Origin of the sequence: Streptomyces sp. NBC_00029 (assembly GCF_045160505.1) — a bacterium.
Taxonomy (GTDB): Bacteria; Actinomycetota; Actinomycetes; order Streptomycetales; family Streptomycetaceae; genus Streptomyces.
Genome location: NZ_CP108292.1, coordinates 1166135 through 1185459, shown reverse-complemented (window position 1 = coordinate 1185459; position 19325 = coordinate 1166135). Strand labels below are relative to the sequence as shown.

The following is a 19325-nucleotide window of genomic DNA, read 5'->3' as shown; positions in this document are numbered from 1 at the left end:
GCCGGTCAGCAGCCCAGGTTGTTCCCGGGGGTCACCCCGAGCAGCTGGGTGAAGCTCTGGTACTTCGAGATCCGGCTCTGGACCTGCGCGGGGTTGCCGCCGTTGCACTCCAGCGAGCCGTTGATCGAGCGGATGGTCTCCCCGAAGCCCGCGCCGTTCACCATGGCGGCGTGGGCGGTCATCGTGCCCGGGCCGTTCTGGGTGTTCCAGTACCAGAGCGCGGTCTTCATGGCGACGGCCGGATCCCGCTCCACGAGGTACGGGTTGGCGAGGAGGTTGATGCCGAGGGCGTCGCCGGCCGCCTTGTAGTTGAAGTTCCAGCTGAGCTGGATGGGCCCGCGACCGTAGTAGGCCGCCTGTCCGGCGGGACAGCCGTACGGCTGGGTCGCGTCGCAGTAGTGGGGGTAGTTGGCGGTGTTCTGCTCCACGATGTGCACGAGTCCGCCCGTCTCGTGCGAGACGTTCGCGAGGAAGGCCGCGGCCTCGCGCCGCTTCACGGTGTCGTCGCCGGTGTTGGCGAACCCGGGGTACGCGGACAGCGCCGCGACCAGGCCGTTGTAGGTGTAGAAGGGGTTCCGGTTCGGGAACATCTGGTTGAACTGGGCCTCGGAGACCACGAATCCGCTGGGGTTGCCCGGATCCGGGTCCTGGCCCCCGCCGCCGCAGGCGCCCTGGTCCGACCAGACGCCCCACTGGCCGGTGGTGCCGGGTGTCTCGCCCTGGGTCCACCACTTCGCCTGCCAGTTGTGGCCGCCGTACGAGGCGCTCATGCCGTTGGTGTAGACAGCGGAGGAGGCCCAGGCGCCGGCGCAGGGGGCGGCCGCGGAGGCGGGGGAGGAGGGGAGGGCGATGGCGAGGCCGGCCGTGACGGCCGCGGCGGCGGCCAGCGAGAGGGCGCGACGGCGAAGCGCACGAATCACGTAACTGCTCCTTCAGTGGGGGGAATTGCCATGCGGGGCAACTGCGCCCCCACTGAAGCGAAAATGGTCTGAACCTGTCAAGGTCTAGACCAAATGAAACGCGCCGGTGTCACGGCTTACGCGTGACACCGGCGCGGAATCGAACCGGTCAGCTGCCCTGGGAGAGGTTCCCGGAGAGGACCGGGATGTTGCTGGCGATGTGCGAGAGCGCCTCGTCACCCTTGGCCTGGGTGGAGTTCTCGGCGCACTGCTGGTTCTGCGGGTTGGACAGCACGTTGACGTCCTGGACGCCGACGTTGGCGAGGACGGCGAGCAGGGACTGGGCGTTGACCTTGGCCGGCAGGCCGACGCAGAGCTTGTTGAGCGAGCCCTGGATGGCGCCGAGCTGCGGGCTCATCTTGCCCGAGGTCTCCTGGTTGCCGTAGATCTGGGCCGCGCCGTTGCCGTTGACGGTGTTCACGCCGTTGTCGTTGCCGATCGCCATCGCCGGGGAGGCGACTGCGGCACCCGCGCCGAGCACGGCGGCGGTGGCGGCTGCGGTGGCCATGAACTTCTTGAACATGTGGGGATCCTTCTGTCGCACTGTCGCATGAGATAGCTGCCCTCGGCGGGACGTGCTGATCAACTGCTGACAGTGCTCGGGGTTATCCCCACTCACCCGGGTGGCCCAATGGCGGATCGAGCCACCCCCGGCCGCGACGGCGGGGGCGAGCTCCTCGCGTCCGAGGGTCAGCCGGTCTTGCGGCGGACCTTCTTGTTCTTTCCGCCGGGGCCGCTGCTGGCACCCTGGACCTTCGCGCGGCTCTGGTGCGCCTGCTGCGACTGGGCGTTCGCGGCGTTGCGGTCCAGGGCCTCCCGGAACTTGCGCTTGGCGGCGTCGGCCGGGGACTCGTCCTGCGGGGTGTCGGTTTCGTCAGCCATTTTGTCCTCCTGGGGTGATCAAGCGGTTTCAGTCTGTCAGGTGGCGTCCGCGCTGACCAGCGAGTTCCCCGGAGCCCCAAGCGTTGCTTGGGGAAGTCATAAGTTTTGATTATGGGGTCATAAAGGGACGCCGGGTGCTGAGTAAGGTTTACCTTCGTTTAGGGTTCCCTTTGATCCACCTTGCCGTCGCTCGAAGGGAACCTCTGCCATGCCTCGCCCTCTGCGGGTAGCAATCGTCGGTGCCGGTCCTGCCGGTATCTACGCCGCCGACGCGCTGCTGAAGTCCGAGGCGGCCGTCGAGCCCGGCGTGTCCATCGACCTCTTCGAGAGGATGCCCGCCCCCTTCGGCCTGATCCGCTACGGCGTCGCCCCCGACCACCCCCGGATCAAGGGCATCATCACCGCCCTGCACCAGGTGCTCGACAAGCCGCAGGTGCGTCTCTTCGGGAACGTGGACTACCCGAACGACATCAGCCTCGACGAGCTGCAGTCCTTCTACGACGCCGTGATCTTCTCCACCGGCGCCACGGCCGACCGCGCGCTGACCATCCCGGGCGTCGAGCTCGAGGGTTCCTACGGCGCCGCCGACTTCGTCTCCTGGTACGACGGCCACCCGGACGTCCCGCGCACCTGGCCGCTGGAGGCCGAGAAGGTCGCCGTGCTCGGTGTCGGCAATGTCGCCCTCGACGTCGCGCGCATCCTCGCGAAGACGGCCGACGAGCTCCTGCCGACCGAGATCCCCGCGAACGTCTACGACGGGATCAAGGCGAACAAGGCCCTCGAGGTGCACGTCTTCGGCCGCCGCGGACCGGCTCAGGCCAAGTTCAGCCCCATGGAACTGCGCGAACTGGACCACTCGCCCACCATCGAGGTCATCGTCAACCCCGAGGACATCGACTACGACGAGGGCTCCATAGCCACCCGCCGCGCCAACAAGCAGGCCGACATGGTCGCCAAGACCCTGGAGAACTGGGCGATCCGCGACATCGGCGAGCGCCCGCACAAGCTCTTCCTGCACTTCTTCGAGTCGCCCGCCGAGATCCTCGGCGAGGACGGCAGGGTCGTCGGTCTGCGCACCGAGCGCACCGAGCTCGACGGCACCGGCAACGTCAAGGGCACCGGCAACTTCACCGACTGGGACATCCAGTCCGTCTACCGCGCCGTCGGATACCTCTCCGACGAGCTGCCCAAGCTCCCCTGGGACGTCGAGTCCGGCACGGTCCCGGACGAGGGCGGCCGCGTCATCGAGGCCGGCGGTCACCTGCAGTCGACCTACGTCACCGGATGGATCCGCCGCGGTCCGGTCGGCCTGATCGGCCACACCAAGGGCGACGCGAACGAGACCGTCGCGAACCTGCTCGCCGACCACGCGGAGGGCCGCCTGAGCGAGCCGGCCGCGCCGGCCCCGGAGGCCGTCGAGGCCTTCCTCGTCGAGCGCAGCATCCGCTTCACGACGTGGGAGGGCTGGCACAAGCTGGACGCGGCCGAGAAGGCCCTCGGTGAGCCCCAGGGCCGCGAGCGCGTGAAGATCGTCGAGCGCGAGGGCATGCTCGACGCGAGCGGAGTGTAGTGCGTCGGGGCCGGGACCCGGACGGGGTCCCGGCCCTCCGTACGTCCTCCCGCGCGATCCGCGGCGCACGGGGCGCAGGACGTGGTGGCGGCTGCCTCAGGCGCCCCGGTCCCGCTCCAGCACGCCCCGTACGAAGGCCGCCTGCCCGGCGTGCTGGAGGTCGTCGGTCAGTACGCTGACCAGGCGCACCCCGAGGGTGACCGGCGGGTCCCAGCGCTCGTCGACCACCCGTTCGAGATCGGTGGCGGCGAGCCCGCGGACGTACGACGAGGTCCTCTCGTGCACCGCGTCGAAGTACCCCAGCAGCAGCTCGCCCGAGTCGACGCGGACGGTGTAGACGTCCCGCGGCGAGTGCCCGTACCCGGTCGAACCGGCCGGCAGGGGCAGCGCGAACCGGTCAGACCAGCCGTCGGAGTCCCACAGCTGCTCCGTGCCGGCCGCATCCGCGATGTGATCGTCCTGGACCCGGGTGAGGTGCCAGACGAGCCAGGTGACCGAGTTCGCCGCCGGGTCCACGCGTGCGTTGAGCAGATCCGGCGGGACCCCTTCCACGACCTCGTGCACGATCTCCCGGATGCGTCCGAACCCGTCGGCGATGACGTCCGTAGCCTTCATGCACCCACCATGCAAGGCCCGGGGGCCCGGCCGCCGCGAGCGACACGCGGGGGCCGGGCCGCCGGGCCGGCGGGTGGTCAGCGGGTGGCGTCGGCCTTCACGGTCTCCTCGGCCTTCACGGTCTCCTCGGCCGTCGCGGCCGACTCGTCCTTCACTGAGGCCGCGGAGGTCCCGGCCGGCGTCGGCTGCCCGGAGGCCGCCGCGACGGTGCCCTGCTTGCCCCGCAGGCCGATCCAGCTGATCACCGCGACGAGCGCGAAGGCCACGGCCCCGATCCCGAAGGTGAGGGTGAACCCGGACTCGGCGGGCAGCGGCGGAACCCCCGCAGGCAGGTGCTCGATGGTCCTGGACGCCAGGATCGTCGTGACGACCGCGCTGCCGATCGCGCTGCCCGTGGAGCGGGAGATCGAGTTGATGCCGTTGGCGATGCCGCTCTGGTGGTGCGGGACGCTGGACATGATCACGGCGGGCATGGCGGCGTAGCCGAAGCTGACGGCCGCGCCGACGACGAGTCCGGCGCCGATCACCGAGTAGCTGTGCTGGTGGTCCAGGACGAGCCAGGCGAAGCCGGCCGCGCCGAGGGCCGCGGCCAGGCCCAGCGCCGTACGCGGACCGCGGTGGCGCACGATCTGGCCGCCGACGGGCGACGCGAGCAGCGAGACGATCGCGCCGGGCAGCAGGAACTGCACGGAGGCGCGCAGGATGGACGCGTCGAAGCCGTAGCCGGTCAGCGCCTCGGGCATCTGGACGAGGTACGAGACGCCCAGGAAGTTCGCGAACATCCCGAAGCCGACCAGGACACCGGCCAGGTTGGCCATGAGCACGGGGCGGTGGACGAACATCTTCATGTCGACGAGGGGCTCGCGCACCTTGCGCTCGACGAGGACCCAGACGGCGGTCATGACGGCGGCGCCGGCGAAGCTGCCCAGCGTACGGGCGGAGCCCCAGCCCCACTCGTGCCCCTGCGAGATCGGAAGCAGGAGCAGCAGCAGCGCGATGCCGAGGGTGAGGGCGCCGAGGAAGTCGGTGCGCCCGCCGGTCTTGTGGCGGGTCGCGGGGACCAGGAACACGACCGCGAGCAGGGCGAGGAGCGCGAAGCCGGTCGCCATCCAGAAGGCGTTGCGGTAGTCCGCGCCGGAGCCGGAGGTGAGCAGCCCGGTCGCGACGAGCGCGAGCCCGCTGCCGAACGCGAGCGTGCCGCTGACCAGGGCCATCGCGCCCGGCAGCTTCTGCGGACGGACCTCCTCGCGCAGGACCGAGAGGGCCAGCGGGAAGATCGCGGTGGCCGCACCCTGGAGCACCCGGCCCAGGATCAGCATCGGCAGCGTGGACGCCAGGGCGGCGATGACCGAGCCGACGACCATGACGCCGAGCACGGCGACCAGGGTCGGCTTCTTGCCGTGCTGGTCGCCGAACCGGCCCAGGAGCGGGGTGAAGACGGCGGCCGACAGGAGCGTGGCAGTGGTCACCCAGCTCACGTTGGCGGTCGTGGTGGCGAGATCCTGGCGGATCAGGCCGAGGATCGGGACCGGCAGGGTCTGCATCATCGACACGACCATGGCGGCCAGGCTCAGGGCGAAGACGATGACCGTCTCGTTCCGGTGCCCGGAGTCCGGGGTGGCGGGGGAGGGGGTGCTCATGGCTGGCGGGACCTTCTTCGTGTTTCGGAGCAGAAGAGCTTCGGAACGCAGATGTTTGACTTCATCAAGTAACTCGACAGACCGTAGACGTGGATAGTTAAGGTGGTCAAGTAAACAATTGATAATGTGAAGCATCCTGAGTACGCTCCGGGTATGAGCGACACCGCCACGCAGACCCCCACCAAGCTCCAGCTGCTGGAGCTGCTCGCCGCGATCGGCACCGCCCAATGGCGCGAGTTCGCGGCCGCCGCCGCCCAGCACGGGCTGACCTCCACCCAGGCCCGGGTCCTCGCCCAGCTCGACGGCCCCGTGCCCATGCGCGGCCTCGCCACCCTGCTGGTGTGCGACGCCTCGAACGTGACCGGCATCGTCGACCGCCTGGAGGCCCGTGAGCTGGTGCGCCGGGAGCCGGACCCCGCCGACCGCCGCGTCAAGAACGTCGTCGCCACGGACTCGGGCCGCGAGGTCATCCGCCGGGTCCGGGAGGAGATGCAGGCGATGCACGGCGCGCTGGACTCCCTCGACGAGGCAGAGAGTGCGACGCTCTACGCGCTGCTGGGCCGTCTGCGCCCCTCGATGGAGAAGGCCTGAGCGCCGTGGACGCGACGACCGCCGACGGGATCCAGGTGTTGCGGGCGGCCGGCCGTCCGGCCACCGTCTGGAAGAACGGCGGGGGAGTCACCCGGGAGATCGCGGCCCGGCCCGAGGGCGCCGGCATGGACGACTTCGCCTGGCGGGTGAGCCTGGCAGAGGTCGCCGCCGACGGTCCGTTCTCGGCGTTCCCCGGCATCGGGCGCACCCTGACCCTCGCCGAGGGCGCGGGGATGGACCTCGCGGTGGCGGGCGTACGCCGTCTCGTGGACGAGCGGTTCGTGCCGCAGGACTTCCCCGGGGACGAGCCGACCGACTGCCGCCTGCTCTCCGGCCCCGTCGTGAACTTCAACGTGATGTACCGCAGGGACGCGGTGCAGGCGCACACCGCCGTCGTACGGGGCCGGGCGGCCCTCGCCGTCCCGCCGGGCGAGACGCTGCTGGTGGTCGCCCTGGACGGACCGGTGGTCCTGGAGCGGCCCGGTGACCCCGTGGAGCTCGGCCCCTACGACGCCGCGCTGGTGACCGGACCGCGCGACTGCCGGGTCCGTACGGCAGGCTTCGCGGCAGTCGTACGGTTCGCGGCGGCGGCCGTCCGGGCGGAAGAGACGGCCTGACGCGTCCGCAGGGACGGTCTAACGCGTTCGCGTGCCCAGCTTCAGCCACTTCGCGGTGCTGGGCACGCCCTTCGCGTTGAGCAGGAAGAGCATGTAGTACCCGGGCGGGGCGTCGGCAGCGCCCGGTGGCGTACGGAGTCCGACGGTGGAGCCGTGGACGCCGGTGATCCGCAGGTCCAGATGGCGCTGGCTGGTGTTCACCGAGTGCGTGACCGTCGTGGGCGCCAGCAGGACGGCCCGTTCGACGTCCTTCGGCGTCGAGCTCGTGACCTGGAAGGCCGTGTCGTGGCCGAGGTCGCCCGCCGGGACCCGGTCGAGCGCCGGCCGGGGGCCCCGGTGCAGGTAGGCGGGCTCGTAGAGCTCGATGCTGCCGTCCATCCCGTCCTTGATGTCGGGATCGTTGGCGATCTGCTGGAGCTCGTCACCGGTGACCATCATCCGGCCGTCCGGCAGCACCAGCGCGTTGGAGTGGTAGCCGCGGGGCAGTCGCTGGGCGGGCCCCAGCTTCCAGTGGCCCCGCGCGTCGCGCAGCTCGATCTGCCGGTACTTCAGGTCGGCCTTCGGATTGAAGGGCCCGTTGCCGTAGTTCCGGGTGTCCAGGGCGCCGTTCACGGTGAGCAGCGTCCCGTCGGGCAGGATCAGGGTCCCGTCCTGGGTGCGGCCGAAGGCCCTCGGCTCCTCGATGCTCCAGCGGCCCCCGGACAGCCGGTAGGTGAGCGGGTCGCGCGGGTCGCCGCCGAGCACCAGCACGGAGTCCGGGCCCCGGAAACCGGCCGGCAGCGGCACCGCGGAACCGTAGCCCCGGAAGTCGGCGGGCCGCCGGGGCAGGTCGGTGCGGGTGTCCTTGACCGGGTCGAACAGCCATTGCTGGTCGGCGTCGCGGCCGAGCCCGTAGATCTTTCCGTCCCGCAGCGAGAAGAGGTGCGGATAGTCGTTCCGGAAGGGCGCCGACGACCGGAGCCGCTCCACCGGGACGTTCGCGGGGATGTCGTACGAACGCCAGGGCACGGGGCGTCCGAGTGCGGGGAAGCGCTCCACCACCGGCGTGGGCGTGCCCGTACCGCGCTCGGACTGGCCGGACATGATGATCTGCCGACCGTCCGGCCCGGTCACGACCGAGGGGTACCAGCGCCCCACGGACATGTCGCGGTTGCGGAACCACTTCTCGGTCCACGGGTCGAAGACGAAGGACAGCTTGGCGCCGCTGCCGCCCTTCCCGCCGACGTTGCCGCCGAACACCCCCACCATCCCGTTGGGGAGGTAGGAGTGGCCGGCGCAGAAGAACGGCGCCGGGCGCGGGGCGTAGGCGCCGTCGGGCATCAGCACCACGGGCGGTGCCACGTTCTTGAAGGCGTTGGCCCCGGTCCCCCTGGCGGGGTCCCACAGGTAGGCGCGGCCCGCGTTCGTCCGGCCGATCGTGTTCGTGGGCCCGGTCTCCTTGGTGGGATCGGCCTCCACGCGTTCGAACGAGAACAGCAGCACCTTGCCCGTCGGCAGCTGGGCCACGTGGACGCCGAAGTCCGGCGACGGGAAGAATCGGGTGAACCGGCCGAACCGGGCCGCGTCGAACTTCGCGTTGGCCCTGCGCTGGGACTCCTGGAGGGAGGCCAGGCTCGACGTGCGCTTCGTCTGCGGATATCCCTGGGTCCCCCTGGCGGCCTCGCGCATCCAGGCATGGGCGCGGGCGTGCTCCTCGCCGAGTACCGCGGCCTCGTCGCCGCCACCGCCACTGCCCGCGTGGCGGGCCGCGGCGAAGACGGGGGCGGGGCCGGTCAGTGCGACGGCCAGGGCGGTCGCGAGGGCCAGCGCCGACAGCAGGGCGGAGTGTGGTGTGCGGGACATGGGACTCCTCACCGCAGGAGGGCCCGGCGCCCCGGCCGGCTCCAGAACCCCCGCTGATTGCCTCAAAGACCTCGCCGATATTAGGACGAACCGGTACGACTGATCGGTGCGACTCGGCGCCCCGTGCCACCTGAGGCCATTCGGTGGAGGGGTTTGGGTAGATTTATCGTTTCTGCGGTGATGGGCTTCGGCCATCGAGGTGAGACCGCGTGCCCGTCGGCCGGCGGGGGCGGCCGCGGACCGCTATCCATGGCGGTGTGATCAAGTCCCTCCGCACCGGATTCACCGCAGCCGCCATGACCGCGACCCTCCTCGCGCTCACCCCCGCAGCCGGGGCCTCTTCCTCGGCGCCCTCGGCCCCCACCGACCAGGTGACCGTGGACGTCGCCTCCGTGAACGGATCGGGCTGCCGTCCAGGCAGTGCCGCCGTCGCCGTGTCGCCGGACAACTCGGCCTTCACGGTCACCTACAGCGAATACCTGGCCCAGGCCGGCGGTGGTGTCTCCACCGTCGAGGGCCGCAAGAACTGCCTCCTCTCCCTCGACGTCCATGTCCCGCAGGGGTACACGTACGCCGTGGCCAAGGTGGACTACCGCGGCTTCGGCAGCCTCGCACCGGGCGCGGTCGGCACGCAGAAGGCCAGCTACTACTTCCAGGGCATGAGCCAGACCGCGTACCGAACCCACAAGTTCAACGGCGAGCTCGTCGACAACTGGCAGGCGACCGACACCACGGGCATCGAAGCCCTCGTCTTCGCGCCCTGCGGTGAGCAGCGCAACTTCAACATCAACACCGAGCTGCGCGCCGAAGTGGGAACCTCGGACCCGTCGCACACCAGCTTCATGGCACTCGACTCGACGGACGGCAGCATCAACAGCGTGTACCACTTCTCCTGGAAGCAGTGCCCGGTCCGGCGCTGATCCGGCACGTTCCTCCCCCGGCCCGTAGGGGCCCGCCGTCGCGCGGGCCCCTGCGGCACGTCAGGCCGACGCGCGCCGCACCAGTTCGGTGGCGGTGATCACCGGACCGGGCACGGCCCGCTCGCCCGGACCGCCGTTCAGGGACCGCATCAGCATCCGAGCCATCAGAGCGCCCATGCCCTCTATGTCCTGGCGTACGGTCGTCAGCGGCGGATCGGCGCTCTCCGCCACCGCCTCGGCGTCGTCGAAGCCCACCAGCGCCACGTCGCCGGGAACCGTCCGGCCGCTCTCCCGCAGCACGCGCAGCGCACCCGTGGCCATCAGGTCGTTCCCGGCGAAGACCGCGTCGATTCCGGCGTCCCGCTCCAGCAGTTCGGCCATCGCACGGGCCCCGCCCGCCGGGGTGAAGTCACCTTCGGCGAACAGCTCGGGGCCGGCGCCCGCGAGTGCGTCGCGGTAGCCGCTCAGCCGGTCGGCCGCCGAGGTCTGGTCGAGCGGGCCGGCGATGTGTGCGATGCGCCTGCGGCCCTGCGCCAGCAGGTAGCGCACGGCCTCCCGGGCACCCCCGCGGTTGTCGGCGTCGACAAAGGCCACCCCGTCGTCCTCCCCGGGCCCGGTGGTCCAGCCGGGGCGGCCCCCGTAGACCGTGGGCATGCCGATGCGACGGGTGATGGCCGGCAGCGGGTCGTCGGTGTGCAGGGAGAAGGCGAGGGCCCCGTCCACGTGGCCGCCCGCCAGATAGCGCTCGATCCGTTCGTAGTCGCCGCGGTCCTCCACCAGCAGCAGGACCAGTTGGGTGTCGTGCGCGGTCAACTCCTTGGCGATACCCCGGACCTGGCGCGAGAAGAACGGGTCCGAGAAGATCCGGACCTCCGGCTCGGCGATGATCACTGCGACGGCGCCGGTGCGCCGGGTGACCAGGGTGCGGGCCGCGTGGTTGGGGACGTACCCCAGCTCCTGGATCGCCGTGTGCACCCGCTCCACCAGATGTGCGCGGACCCCGTCCCCGCCGTTGACCACACGGGACGCGGTGGCCCGGGAGACCCCGGCGTGCGCCGCGACGGCCTCCAGGGTGGGCCGGTCGCCGGGGCGCGGTTCGGTCACGGATGCTCCTCCATGGTGTGCACGGGCGGGCGGTCGCACGGTGCCGCCCCTCGCCGGACAGCAGCGTAACCGGAGAACGCCCCCGGGAGTGGGCTCAGGACGGGAGCGGATTCGCAGCGGAGGGGAGCGGATCAGCACTGGAGGGGAGCGGATTCGCACGGGACGGGACGGCCTCCTCCGGTGCGACCGGTCCCGGTGGCGTGCCGTCGCCGAACGGGCGGCCGCCCAGCGCCGCCCGGTCGTGCGGTGCGACCCAGCCCGACAGGTCCGGCCCGGCGGGCACGATGCCGGTCGGGTTGATGTCGTCGTGGACCAGGTAGTAGTGGCGCTTGATGTGATCAAAGTCAACCGTGTCCCCGAAGCCGGGGGTCTGGAACAGGTCCCGGGCGTAGGCCCACAGGACCGGCATCTCGGACAGCTTCTGCCGGTTGCACTTGAAGTGGCCGTGGTAGACGGCGTCGAAGCGCACGAGGGTGGTGAACAGCCGTACGTCCGCCTCGGTGATGGTGTCACCGACCAGGTAACGGGATGTGCCGAGGCGCTCGGTGAGGCGGTCGAGGCGGGCGAACAGGCGCGCGTACGCCGAGGCGTAGGTCTCCTGCGACCCGGCGAAACCGGCACGGTAGACGCCGTTGTTCACCTCCTCGTACACGGCCCGGTTCACGGCGTCGATCTCCGCCCGCAGCGCGCGCGGGTAGAGCGCGGGGGCGCCCTCGCGGTGGTACGCCGTCCATTCCAGCGACAGGTCGACCGTGATCTGCGCGAAGTCGTTGGTCACCACCCGGCCGGTCGGCACGTCGACGATCGCGGGAACGGTGATGCCCCGGTCGTACCCGGGGTCGCGGGCGAGGTAGGCCTCCCGGAGCCGCTCGATGCCGAGCACGGGGTCGCGGCCGCCGGGATCGAGGTCGAAGCTCCAGCTCCGCTCGTCGTGCGTCGGGCCCGCCACCGCCATCGGCAACGCCTTCTCCAGTCCGAGGAGCCGCCGCACGATGACAGCACGGCTGGCCCACGGACAGGCCCGGCTCACCACCAGCCGGTAGCGGCCCGGTTCGACGGCGAACCCCTCGCCCCCGTCGGCGGTGATCCGGGTGGTGAGGTAGCGGCTGTCCCGGGTGTAGCCGGAGCCGCGCTTCACGTAGCTCACGTCGGGCCCCTGTCGTGTGGTCTCCGTACCTGCGGTTCCGCCCGCCTCCTCCCGTGCGGGGACAGCGGTGCGTGTACGCCGTGGACACGGCCGGTGACATCCGGCGCGGGCGGCCGGGAGGTCTCCCGGGAGGCGGATACCCGCGGCTCCGCCCCGTACGCCGGAGCCGGGCCGGGGCGGGAATCCGGGCGGGAATCCGAGCCGGGAGCCGGGGGCGGGAATCCGGTCCGGGAGCCGGTCAGAACTCGGGGACGAACGGGAGGTAGTCCATGTGGGGGCCGGAGGGGATCACCGCGTAGCTGCTCTCGGGGAGTTCGTTCCACACGCCGTGCAGGTCTCCCAGCGGCTCGGACACCACCAGGCGGGTCTCGTCCGAGACCTCCCTGAGGTAGGGGATCTCCGGGTGCAGATGGCGGACGGTCTCGGCCCTGCTGCTGTAGTAGAGCGACCGGGACTTCCCCTGGCTGGAGTAACGGAAGGCCCATACGCGCAGGCCGTCACTGACCGCCACCGTCATCTGGAGAGGCTCCGGCACGCCGTGCTCCTTGCCGAGGCGCTCCACCAGCCCCGCCATCCTGGCCACCGCACCCGGTACGTCCTGGTCGAGACCGAAGGTGACCGCCAGGTAGAACATCACCTCGGAGTCGGTGGACCCCTCGATGCACGGGAAGAGCGCCGGGTCGACGGCCATGCACAGGTCGCGCTGCAGCCGGTGGAAGTCGGCGATCGCCCCGTTGTGCATCCACAGCCAGCGGCCGTGGCGGAACGGATGGCAGTTGGACTGCTGGATCGCCGAGCCCGTCGAGGCGCGCACGTGCGCGAAGAACAGCGGGGAGCGGACGTGCGCTGCGAGCTCCTGCAGATTGCGGCTGTTCCACGCCGGGCCGACGTCCCGGAATACCGCCGGGGTGCCGTCGCCGTCCGCGCTGTACCAGCCGATGCCGAAACCGTCGCCGTTGGTCGGCTCGGCGCCCATCCGGGAGCGGAGGCTCTGGTTGATCAGCGAGTGCTCCGGGCGGTAGAGCACGGTGTCGAGGAGCATGGGCGAACCCGAGTAGGCAAGCCACCGACACATGCGCACCATCCCCTTCGCGACTGCTCCGAGCCTAACCCCACTGACGTCGTGGTTCCCGGTGGACAGGCTGTCCGCGGGGGTGGGTCAGGAGAAGAGCCAGCGCGTCTGGCTGTACCCGCCCTTGCCGAAGCCGAAGGCCGTGCTCGGACGTACCGCGAAGACCACCGCCTCGCCCGCGTCGGGGTTGACGAACACGCCGTCGCCGATGTCGAAGTGCCACTCGGCGCCGTACTTGGCCTCCCAGGCGGCGGCGAGCCGGCGCAGCCGATCGGGATCCGTGACCCGGGCCGCCACACCCTCGACGACCAGGTCGAATCCCTCGTGCAGGGTGTTGGTGCCGGTGGTGAGGACGACGTGCGCGTTGCGGCGGAGGTTCTTGGCCTTGCGCTCCTCGGGGCCGGTGCAGAAATGCAGTGCGCCGTCCGCCCAGACACCGATCAGCGGGGTGACGTGCGGCCGCGCGTCGGGGCGTACGGTCGTCAGCCAGTACAGCTCCGCCGCGGCCAGCCTGCTGACGGCGTCCCTCCATGGCACCGCGGTGGCCTGCTCGTCGCTGTAGCGCGCGTCCAGCTCGGTGCGGGGCTCTTCCTCGGGCATGGGCGCTCCTCCTGCTGTGGCCTCCTGCGGCCTCCTGCCGCCGTCGGCCACCAGCCTGTCCCGCGCCGCCCGGGCCGTCCACCGGACGCGCGGCGCCGTCCACGCGGACTGCCGCGTGGAGGACGCCGGGCCCTGCGGGGCGGTGGTCAGTGACCGAAGTCGAACCAGTTGACGTTCACGAAGTCGGCGGGCTGGCCGCTGGTGAAGGTCAGGTAGACGTCGTGCGTGCCGGTGACCGCCGTGATGTTCGCCGGCACCGTGCGCCAGCTCTGCCAGCCGCCGGTGGACGCGATCGAGAAGCTGCCGACCGGGGGCGCGCCCGGGCTGTCGAGCCGCACCTCGACCAGCCCGCTGACCCCGCCGGCCGCACCGCTCGCGACGCGTCCGTGGAACTGCCCGGCGGGTATGGAACCGAAGTCGACGCCCCGGAACAGCGCCCAGTCGCCGTTGGCGATCGCCGCGAGGCCCTGGCCGCCGCCGCTGTCCGTGGTCATCTCCTTGGTCACGCCCGACTGGCTGTCGTACGACTCGGCCTGGATCGTCGTGTACGCGTCGCGGTGACCGGGAGGGGTGGTGGGCGGTGTCGTCGGGGGAGTGGTGGGCGGGGTGGTGGGGGGAGTGGTGGGCGGCGTGGTCCCTCCGGTCGACCGGAGGACGGACACGTAGTCGACGACCATGGAGTGGCCGGGCTGGGTGCCCGCGTCGGGGCCGCCGCCGAAGGCGTCCGGGAAGCCTCCGCCCATGGCGACGTTCAGGATGATGAAGTAGCCGTGGTTCGTGGCATTGGCCCAGGTCGTCGCGTCCACCTGGTTGGCGCGTACCGTATGGAAGTTGAACTCGTCGACGTAGAAGCGCATTTCCTCGACCGCCGTCGATCGGTCCCATTCGACGGCGTAGGTGTGGAAGCCGGCCTGGCAGCTGACGCCGGGGCAGGCGCGCTGGCCGCCGATGCCGGAGGTCTCGTTGCAGGGGCCGCCCGGGGTCGTGCCGCAATGCAGGGTCGCCCAGACGTTGTTGAGGCCCTGCACGTTCTCCAGGATGTCGATCTCGCCGATGCCCGGCCAGTTCCACCAGTTGCCCCGGTAGGGGGCGCCGAGCATCCAGAATGCCGGCCAGTAGCCCTTGGCGGCCGGGCCCGTCACGTTCGGCATCTGGATACGGGCCTCCGAACGGAGCTTGCCGCCCGCGGGGGGCTCGAAGTCGGCGCGCCGGGTCTCGATGCGGCCGGACGTCCAGTTGCCGGCGGCGTCCCGGCGCGGCGTGATGCGCAGGTTGCCTGCCCCGTCGAGGGAGACGTTGGAGGGATCGGCGGTCATCGTCTCGATCTCGCCGGTACCGAAGTTGGCGGGTCCGCCGGGGTATGAGGTGCCGGTGGTGTACTGCCAGTCGGCGGTGTTCACGCCGGACCCCGCGGCCCCGTCGAAGTCGTCCAGGAACACCCGGGACCAGCCGGACGGTGTGGGAGGAGCCGCGGCACTCGCGGGCAGGGCGATGCCCGCGGCGGCGGCCGCGACCACGGCGACCGTGCTGAGCGCGGCCAGGACGGCCCGCCGGACCGTCGTTCGTTTCCTGCCGGATATCTCGTGCATGGGTGCCCTCTCTGAAGCGCGCCGAGGCGCGGTGCGGGGGGAAGGGTCAGCGGGTTCGACGCCTTGAGAGCGCTCTCAGAGCGGCGCCGCTGGACACTGTCCTCCGCGCCCTCACGGGCCGTCAAGAGATAGAACCGGCAAAGCACTTAGGGGTAGGGAGAGTTCAAGCAGTGAACGCGAGGGGCCCGTCCGACGCCGATGGCGCCGACCGGGTCCCGTACGGCCGCCGTTCGACGGACGGCGGCGGGGCGTTCACTCGTACGGACCAACTCGCCGTAGGTCACGGCTGCGGTCCGATCACCTCCTCGGCCCCGGGCAGGTCGTGCACGGAGGCCGCCGTTCCGGTCAGCGGCAGCAGACCTGCCAGCGGGCACGGCACGGGCATCTCGTGGTCGACCTCCCAGTGCCCGACGGTGTTCCCGCCCGCGTGGTCCATGGTGCAGACGGCGTAGAGGTTTCCGGCGCAGCCCCGGCACAGCAGCGGCCGGTGACCGGTCATCACGGCCGCTCCGGAGCGGCGGTCGTGGCAGGCGGCGCGGGGCGCTCCGGGACCGGACCCCGGCCCGGCCCCGCCCACAGCCCTGCCACCGGTCCCGGTCCCGGCGTGCCGCCAAGGGCGCGCTCTTGTAGCGTCGTTCGCGACAGGATTCCTGGTGATCCGACCGGAGTCCGCCGGCCGGTTCGCTCACGCGGAACACGTCCCGTCAGCGCGCCGAGCCACCCGTGTGCCGCCCGCGTCGGAGACGAGCCGGTCCGCCCGCACTCGCGACGCGACCGGGCGCACGTGCAGCCCCCGTGAGAGAGGCCGTGCCGATGTCGAAGGATGCCCCGATAGCGAGCCTGCTGCGTGTGGAGCGGGGCGTCGCCGCCCCCGAGGAACTGGCCGCGATCGCGGTCGTCGTCGCGTGTTACGCCCACCGGACCTCCGGCGGCAGCGACGCGGCGGCCGGCGCCGGTTCCGGCCGCCGCCGCACCGCCCTGCCGGCCTCCGGCTGCTGGGCAGGCTGCTGGGCCTGCCGCTGAACCCCTTCCGCCGGCCGCACGCACGGCCGGCGGAAGCGGGGACGAAGTGGTCACGCCCGGCGCAGCACCGTCGAGAGGACCTCGCGCAGCGTCGCCGGGGCATCGGCGACCGCACCCTCCGACCGCCACGCCACGAACCCGTCCGGCCGTACGAGCACGGCGCCCTCGGCGTCGATCGCGTGGACCTCGGTCCAGTCGGCGGGACCGGCCTGGACCAGCTCCACACCCGGCCCGGCGCCGATGGTGCAGGCGTCCATCCGCACCGACAGCTGCCGGGCCACCTGCTGCGCGGCCGCCTGCCACGGCGTTCCCGCGCCGCTGAGCAACACGAAGGAGCGCTCGTACAGGTCCAGGGTGGAGATCCGTTCACCCGCCCGGGTCACCCACATGTGCGGGGCCCGGGTCCCGGTGTTGCCGACCATCCGCAGCGTCTCCGGGATGACGGGCCGTCCGGGCTCGCCGCCGACGAGGGCGCCCCGCGGGTAGCAGTAGCCCATGGCCGTGGTGAGGACCCCGCTGCCCGGTCCGCCGCCCATGGTGGGCGGCGGCGCGTACCCCGGGTGGCTGTGTTCCGCCGAACGGGCCGACGCCCGCTCGCTGGTGGCCCGGGCCACCGGCAGCCGCTCGGCCTCGTAGGTGTCGAGCAGATCGATGCCGGCCGAGCCGTCCAGGACCGCGGCGATCTTCCACGCCAGGTTGTGCGCGTCCTGGATGCCCGTGTTGGAGCCGAACGCCCCCGTGGGGGACATCTCGTGGGCCGCGTCCCCGGCCAGGAACACCCGACCGGACGAATAGCTCTCCGCCACCCGTTCGGCGGCATGCCAGGGCGCCTTGCCGCCGATGTTCACATCCAGGTCGGGCACGCCGATCGCGTCGCGGATCTGATCCACGCACCGCTCGTCGGTGAAGTCCTCCAGGGTCTCGCCCTGCTCCGGGTGCCACGGGGCGTGGAAGACCCACTGCGTCTTGTTGTCCACCGGCAGCAGGGCCCCGTCCGCGCCTGGGCGCATCAGGTAGCAGACGATGAAGCGCAGGTCGCCCAGCACCTCGACGAGCTTCTCCGAACGGAAGGTGACGCTCACGTTGTGGAACAGCTCGCCGTTACCCGTCTGGGGGATCCGCAGCTGTTCCCTGACGGGGCTGCGCGGGCCGTCCGCCGCGATCAGGAAGTCGGCGCGCACCGTGATGTGCTCGCCCGTCTCCCGGTCCTTGACCACGGCGTTCACCCCGGTGGCGTCCTGGTCGAAGCTCATCAGTTCGGTGGAGAAACGGACGTCGGCGCCCATTTCGCGGCTCTGTTCGGCCAGTACCGGCTCGATGTTGTTCTGGCTGCACAGACACCAGCCGGTCGGACTGAACCGGGCCAGCGCACCGGACGGGTCGATCGACTTGATCAGCCAGTTGTGGTCGCCGTCGGTCAGTGACCGGGCCTGCAGAATGCCCTGATTGCCCTCCAGTACGGACGCCGCCCGGCGGATCGCGCGTTCCGCCCCTGCCGTGCGGAACAGCTCCATCGTCCGGGCATTGATGCCACGGCCCCGCGGGTGCGCGGAGGTGCCGGAGTGCTTCTCGACCAGCAGGTGCCTCACTCCGTGGCGGCTCAGGAAAAGCGAGGTGGACAGGCCCACGAGGGAGCCGCCCACGACGAGAACCGGTACGCGAACATCGGCGTTGTCTTCCATCAGCTGCGGGCTCCTGTTTTCTGTGTGGGGGAGTGGAGTCTTTATGCCCCCGATCCGCGATGAGGCCCAGTTGATTCGCCGGTTGTCACCCGCTTGATCCGGACATGTAGCGGTACGTCCCCACCCGGATGACGATGAGCGACAGCGGCTCCCCCTGAGACGCGCCGGCATGCCGTTCCTCACCGAGGCGGTCGCCGGCCCGGGCGGACGCCACCGGTGACGGACGAGGGGTCCGTACGCGATGGATCTCCACCCCCTCATGAAGGAGTGAGTAGATGACAACCACCCTGTCCGAACGGGTGTCGCAGTCAGCCTTCGACGGCTCCATGCTCCGGGTCGTCCTGCTGATGGATCTCCACGAGGGGACCCAGCAGCAGTTCTTCGAGGCGTACGAACAGCTCCGCCACGACATCGCGTCGGTTCCGGGCCACATCAGCGACCAGCTGTGCCAGTCCTTCGAGAATCCCTCCCAATGGCTCATCACCAGTGAGTGGGAGAGCGCCCCGCAGTACCTCGCATGGGTCAACAGCGAGCACCACGCCGAACAGGTGAAGCCGCTCGGCGCCTGCGCCCGCGCGATGCGCCCGCTCAAGTTCACCGTCCTGCGGGAAACCGGGCGCGGCTACGACCAGGCGGCACGCCCGGCCACGGCGCGACTGCAGAGCACACCCCGTCTGGGGGCCGGCATCGTGCGCCACGCCCTCACCTTCACGGTCAAGCCCGGCAGCGAGAAGGAGGTCGCCTCCATCCTCTCGAGCTACGCCTCACCGGAAGCCCGGGTCGACGACCACACCCGCCTCTGCCGGACCTCGCTGTTCATGCACGGCAACCGCGTCGTGCGCACGGTGGAGGTCCAGGGCGACCTCATGGCGGCCCTGCGCCACGTCTCCGAGCAGCCCGGGGTCCGGGCCGCGGAAGAGGCACTCAACCCGCACCTGGAGAAGGACCGGAACCTGAACGACCCGGAGTCCGCCCGCATGTTCTTCATGCGCGCCGCGCTCCCGGCGGTCCACCACATCGCCGCACCCGAGCCCGAGTCCGCCGACGTGCAGCGGCACGCGCTCTTCTACCAGGCCAAGCCCGGCTGCGGCGTGGCACTCGCCAAGTTCCTGGCCCGGCAGGACGAGGAGGCCGCGCGCCACCCCGCCAGCCCCGTTCGGAGCAGCAGCATCTTCCAGCGTGACGACATCGTCGTCCGCCTCATCGACGTGCGCGGCGCGCTCGACGCCGAGCCCGGGACGAATTTCGGCGTCCTCGGACCGCGAACGGCGGCGGTACTCGACCGGCTGACGGTCCGGTCCGGCAGGCGGGTCCGGGCAGCGGACCACACCATGAACCTGATCACCGACCGCCGGGCACCAGCGGAGCCGTGATCGTCCCCGGGCCGCCGGCCCCCACGTTCCACCTCGCTCCACCCCACCCGGCCCAACCCTGCCCCACTCCCCATCCGCAGCCAGGCTCTCCCCACACGC

The 19325-nt window shown here is 71.2% G+C and carries 19 protein-coding genes; 6 read left to right on the top strand and 13 right to left on the bottom strand.

Annotated features, from left to right (window positions below):
* Positions 1–5: 5 nt before the first annotated feature.
* The 3 genes from OG753_RS05925 to OG753_RS05915 all read right to left on the bottom strand — a co-directional run bounded on the left by OG753_RS05925 (position 6) and on the right by OG753_RS05915 (position 1841).
* Positions 6–920, bottom strand: a complete 915-nt coding sequence (locus OG753_RS05925) for a glycoside hydrolase family 19 protein (RefSeq protein WP_405787446.1) — start codon at positions 918–920, stop codon at positions 6–8.
* A gap of 148 nt (positions 921–1068) precedes the next feature.
* Positions 1069–1482, bottom strand: a complete 414-nt coding sequence (locus OG753_RS05920) for a rodlin (RefSeq protein WP_327260728.1) — start codon at positions 1480–1482, stop codon at positions 1069–1071.
* A 167-nt stretch (positions 1483–1649) separates the two neighbouring features.
* Positions 1650–1841, bottom strand: coding sequence for a DUF5302 domain-containing protein (locus tag OG753_RS05915; protein WP_030384532.1), 192 nt, complete (start codon positions 1839–1841; stop codon positions 1650–1652).
* Positions 1842–2049: 208 nt separating this feature from the next.
* On the opposite strand from OG753_RS05915, the gene OG753_RS05910 reads away from it, so the two are divergent.
* Positions 2050–3411, top strand: coding sequence for an FAD-dependent oxidoreductase (locus OG753_RS05910; RefSeq protein WP_405787443.1), 1362 nt, complete (start codon positions 2050–2052; stop codon positions 3409–3411).
* A gap of 96 nt (positions 3412–3507) precedes the next feature.
* Here the strand turns inward: OG753_RS05910 and OG753_RS05905 are convergent, their stop codons facing one another.
* Both OG753_RS05905 and OG753_RS05900 read right to left on the bottom strand, forming a co-directional pair.
* A complete protein-coding gene (locus OG753_RS05905; RefSeq protein ID WP_327260726.1) occupies positions 3508–4026 on the bottom strand; it encodes a mycothiol transferase in 519 nt (172 codons plus the stop codon).
* 77 nt (positions 4027–4103) lie between these two features.
* Positions 4104–5666: an MFS transporter gene (locus OG753_RS05900; RefSeq protein WP_405787441.1), complete on the bottom strand. Its 1563-nt coding sequence runs from the start codon at positions 5664–5666 to the stop codon at positions 4104–4106.
* Between the two features lie 153 nt (positions 5667–5819).
* Between OG753_RS05900 and OG753_RS05895 the strand changes: the two genes are divergently transcribed.
* Together OG753_RS05895 and OG753_RS05890 are read left to right on the top strand one after the other, a co-directional pair.
* Positions 5820–6257 carry a MarR family transcriptional regulator gene (locus OG753_RS05895; RefSeq protein ID WP_327260724.1) on the top strand — a complete coding sequence of 146 codons (438 nt, stop codon included), beginning with the start codon at positions 5820–5822 and terminating at the stop codon, positions 6255–6257.
* 5 nt (positions 6258–6262) lie between these two features.
* Positions 6263–6874 (top strand): HutD family protein, encoded by a 612-nt coding sequence (locus OG753_RS05890; RefSeq protein ID WP_405787439.1) that lies wholly within the window; start codon positions 6263–6265, stop codon positions 6872–6874.
* Between the two features lie 18 nt (positions 6875–6892).
* Here OG753_RS05890 and OG753_RS05885 read toward each other — a convergent pair whose 3' ends face one another.
* On the bottom strand, positions 6893–8716 hold the full coding sequence (locus OG753_RS05885) for a galactose oxidase-like domain-containing protein (protein WP_405787437.1): 1824 nt from the start codon (positions 8714–8716) through the stop codon (positions 6893–6895).
* A gap of 257 nt (positions 8717–8973) precedes the next feature.
* Here OG753_RS05885 and OG753_RS05880 point away from each other — a divergent pair, with 257 nt between their 5' ends.
* Positions 8974–9636: a DUF4360 domain-containing protein gene (locus tag OG753_RS05880; protein ID WP_327260721.1), complete on the top strand. Its 663-nt coding sequence runs from the start codon at positions 8974–8976 to the stop codon at positions 9634–9636.
* A gap of 60 nt (positions 9637–9696) precedes the next feature.
* On the opposite strand, the gene OG753_RS05875 is transcribed toward OG753_RS05880, so the two are convergent.
* From OG753_RS05875 to OG753_RS05850, 6 genes are all read right to left on the bottom strand, one after another.
* Complete coding sequence (locus tag OG753_RS05875) at positions 9697–10740, bottom strand: LacI family DNA-binding transcriptional regulator (RefSeq protein ID WP_405787436.1); 1044 nt, start codon at positions 10738–10740, stop codon at positions 9697–9699.
* A gap of 94 nt (positions 10741–10834) precedes the next feature.
* Positions 10835–11887 (bottom strand): glutathione S-transferase C-terminal domain-containing protein, encoded by a 1053-nt coding sequence (locus tag OG753_RS05870; RefSeq protein ID WP_327260719.1) that lies wholly within the window; start codon positions 11885–11887, stop codon positions 10835–10837.
* Between the two features lie 238 nt (positions 11888–12125).
* On the bottom strand, positions 12126–12962 hold the full coding sequence (locus OG753_RS05865; RefSeq protein ID WP_327260718.1) for a class II glutamine amidotransferase: 837 nt from the start codon (positions 12960–12962) through the stop codon (positions 12126–12128).
* A gap of 84 nt (positions 12963–13046) precedes the next feature.
* Positions 13047–13559, bottom strand: coding sequence for a pyridoxamine 5'-phosphate oxidase family protein (locus OG753_RS05860; RefSeq protein WP_327260717.1), 513 nt, complete (start codon positions 13557–13559; stop codon positions 13047–13049).
* A gap of 146 nt (positions 13560–13705) precedes the next feature.
* A complete protein-coding gene (locus OG753_RS05855; protein WP_405787434.1) occupies positions 13706–15148 on the bottom strand; it encodes a glycoside hydrolase family 16 protein in 1443 nt (480 codons plus the stop codon).
* A 280-nt stretch (positions 15149–15428) separates the two neighbouring features.
* Entirely contained in the window at positions 15429–15647 is a 219-nt protein-coding gene (locus OG753_RS05850; RefSeq protein ID WP_327260715.1) for a hypothetical protein, read from the bottom strand.
* A gap of 314 nt (positions 15648–15961) precedes the next feature.
* Here OG753_RS05850 and OG753_RS05845 point away from each other — a divergent pair, with 314 nt between their 5' ends.
* A complete protein-coding gene (locus OG753_RS05845) occupies positions 15962–16171 on the top strand; it encodes an acyl-CoA carboxylase epsilon subunit (protein ID WP_327260714.1) in 210 nt (69 codons plus the stop codon).
* Positions 16172–16221: 50 nt separating this feature from the next.
* On the opposite strand, the gene OG753_RS05840 is transcribed toward OG753_RS05845, so the two are convergent.
* Entirely contained in the window at positions 16222–17853 is a 1632-nt protein-coding gene (locus OG753_RS05840) for an FAD-dependent oxidoreductase (RefSeq protein ID WP_405787433.1), read from the bottom strand.
* A gap of 275 nt (positions 17854–18128) precedes the next feature.
* Between OG753_RS05840 and OG753_RS05835 the strand changes: the two genes are divergently transcribed.
* Entirely contained in the window at positions 18129–19226 is a 1098-nt protein-coding gene (locus OG753_RS05835; RefSeq protein ID WP_327260712.1) for a SchA/CurD-like domain-containing protein, read from the top strand.
* The last annotated feature ends 99 nt before the right edge of the window (positions 19227–19325 follow it).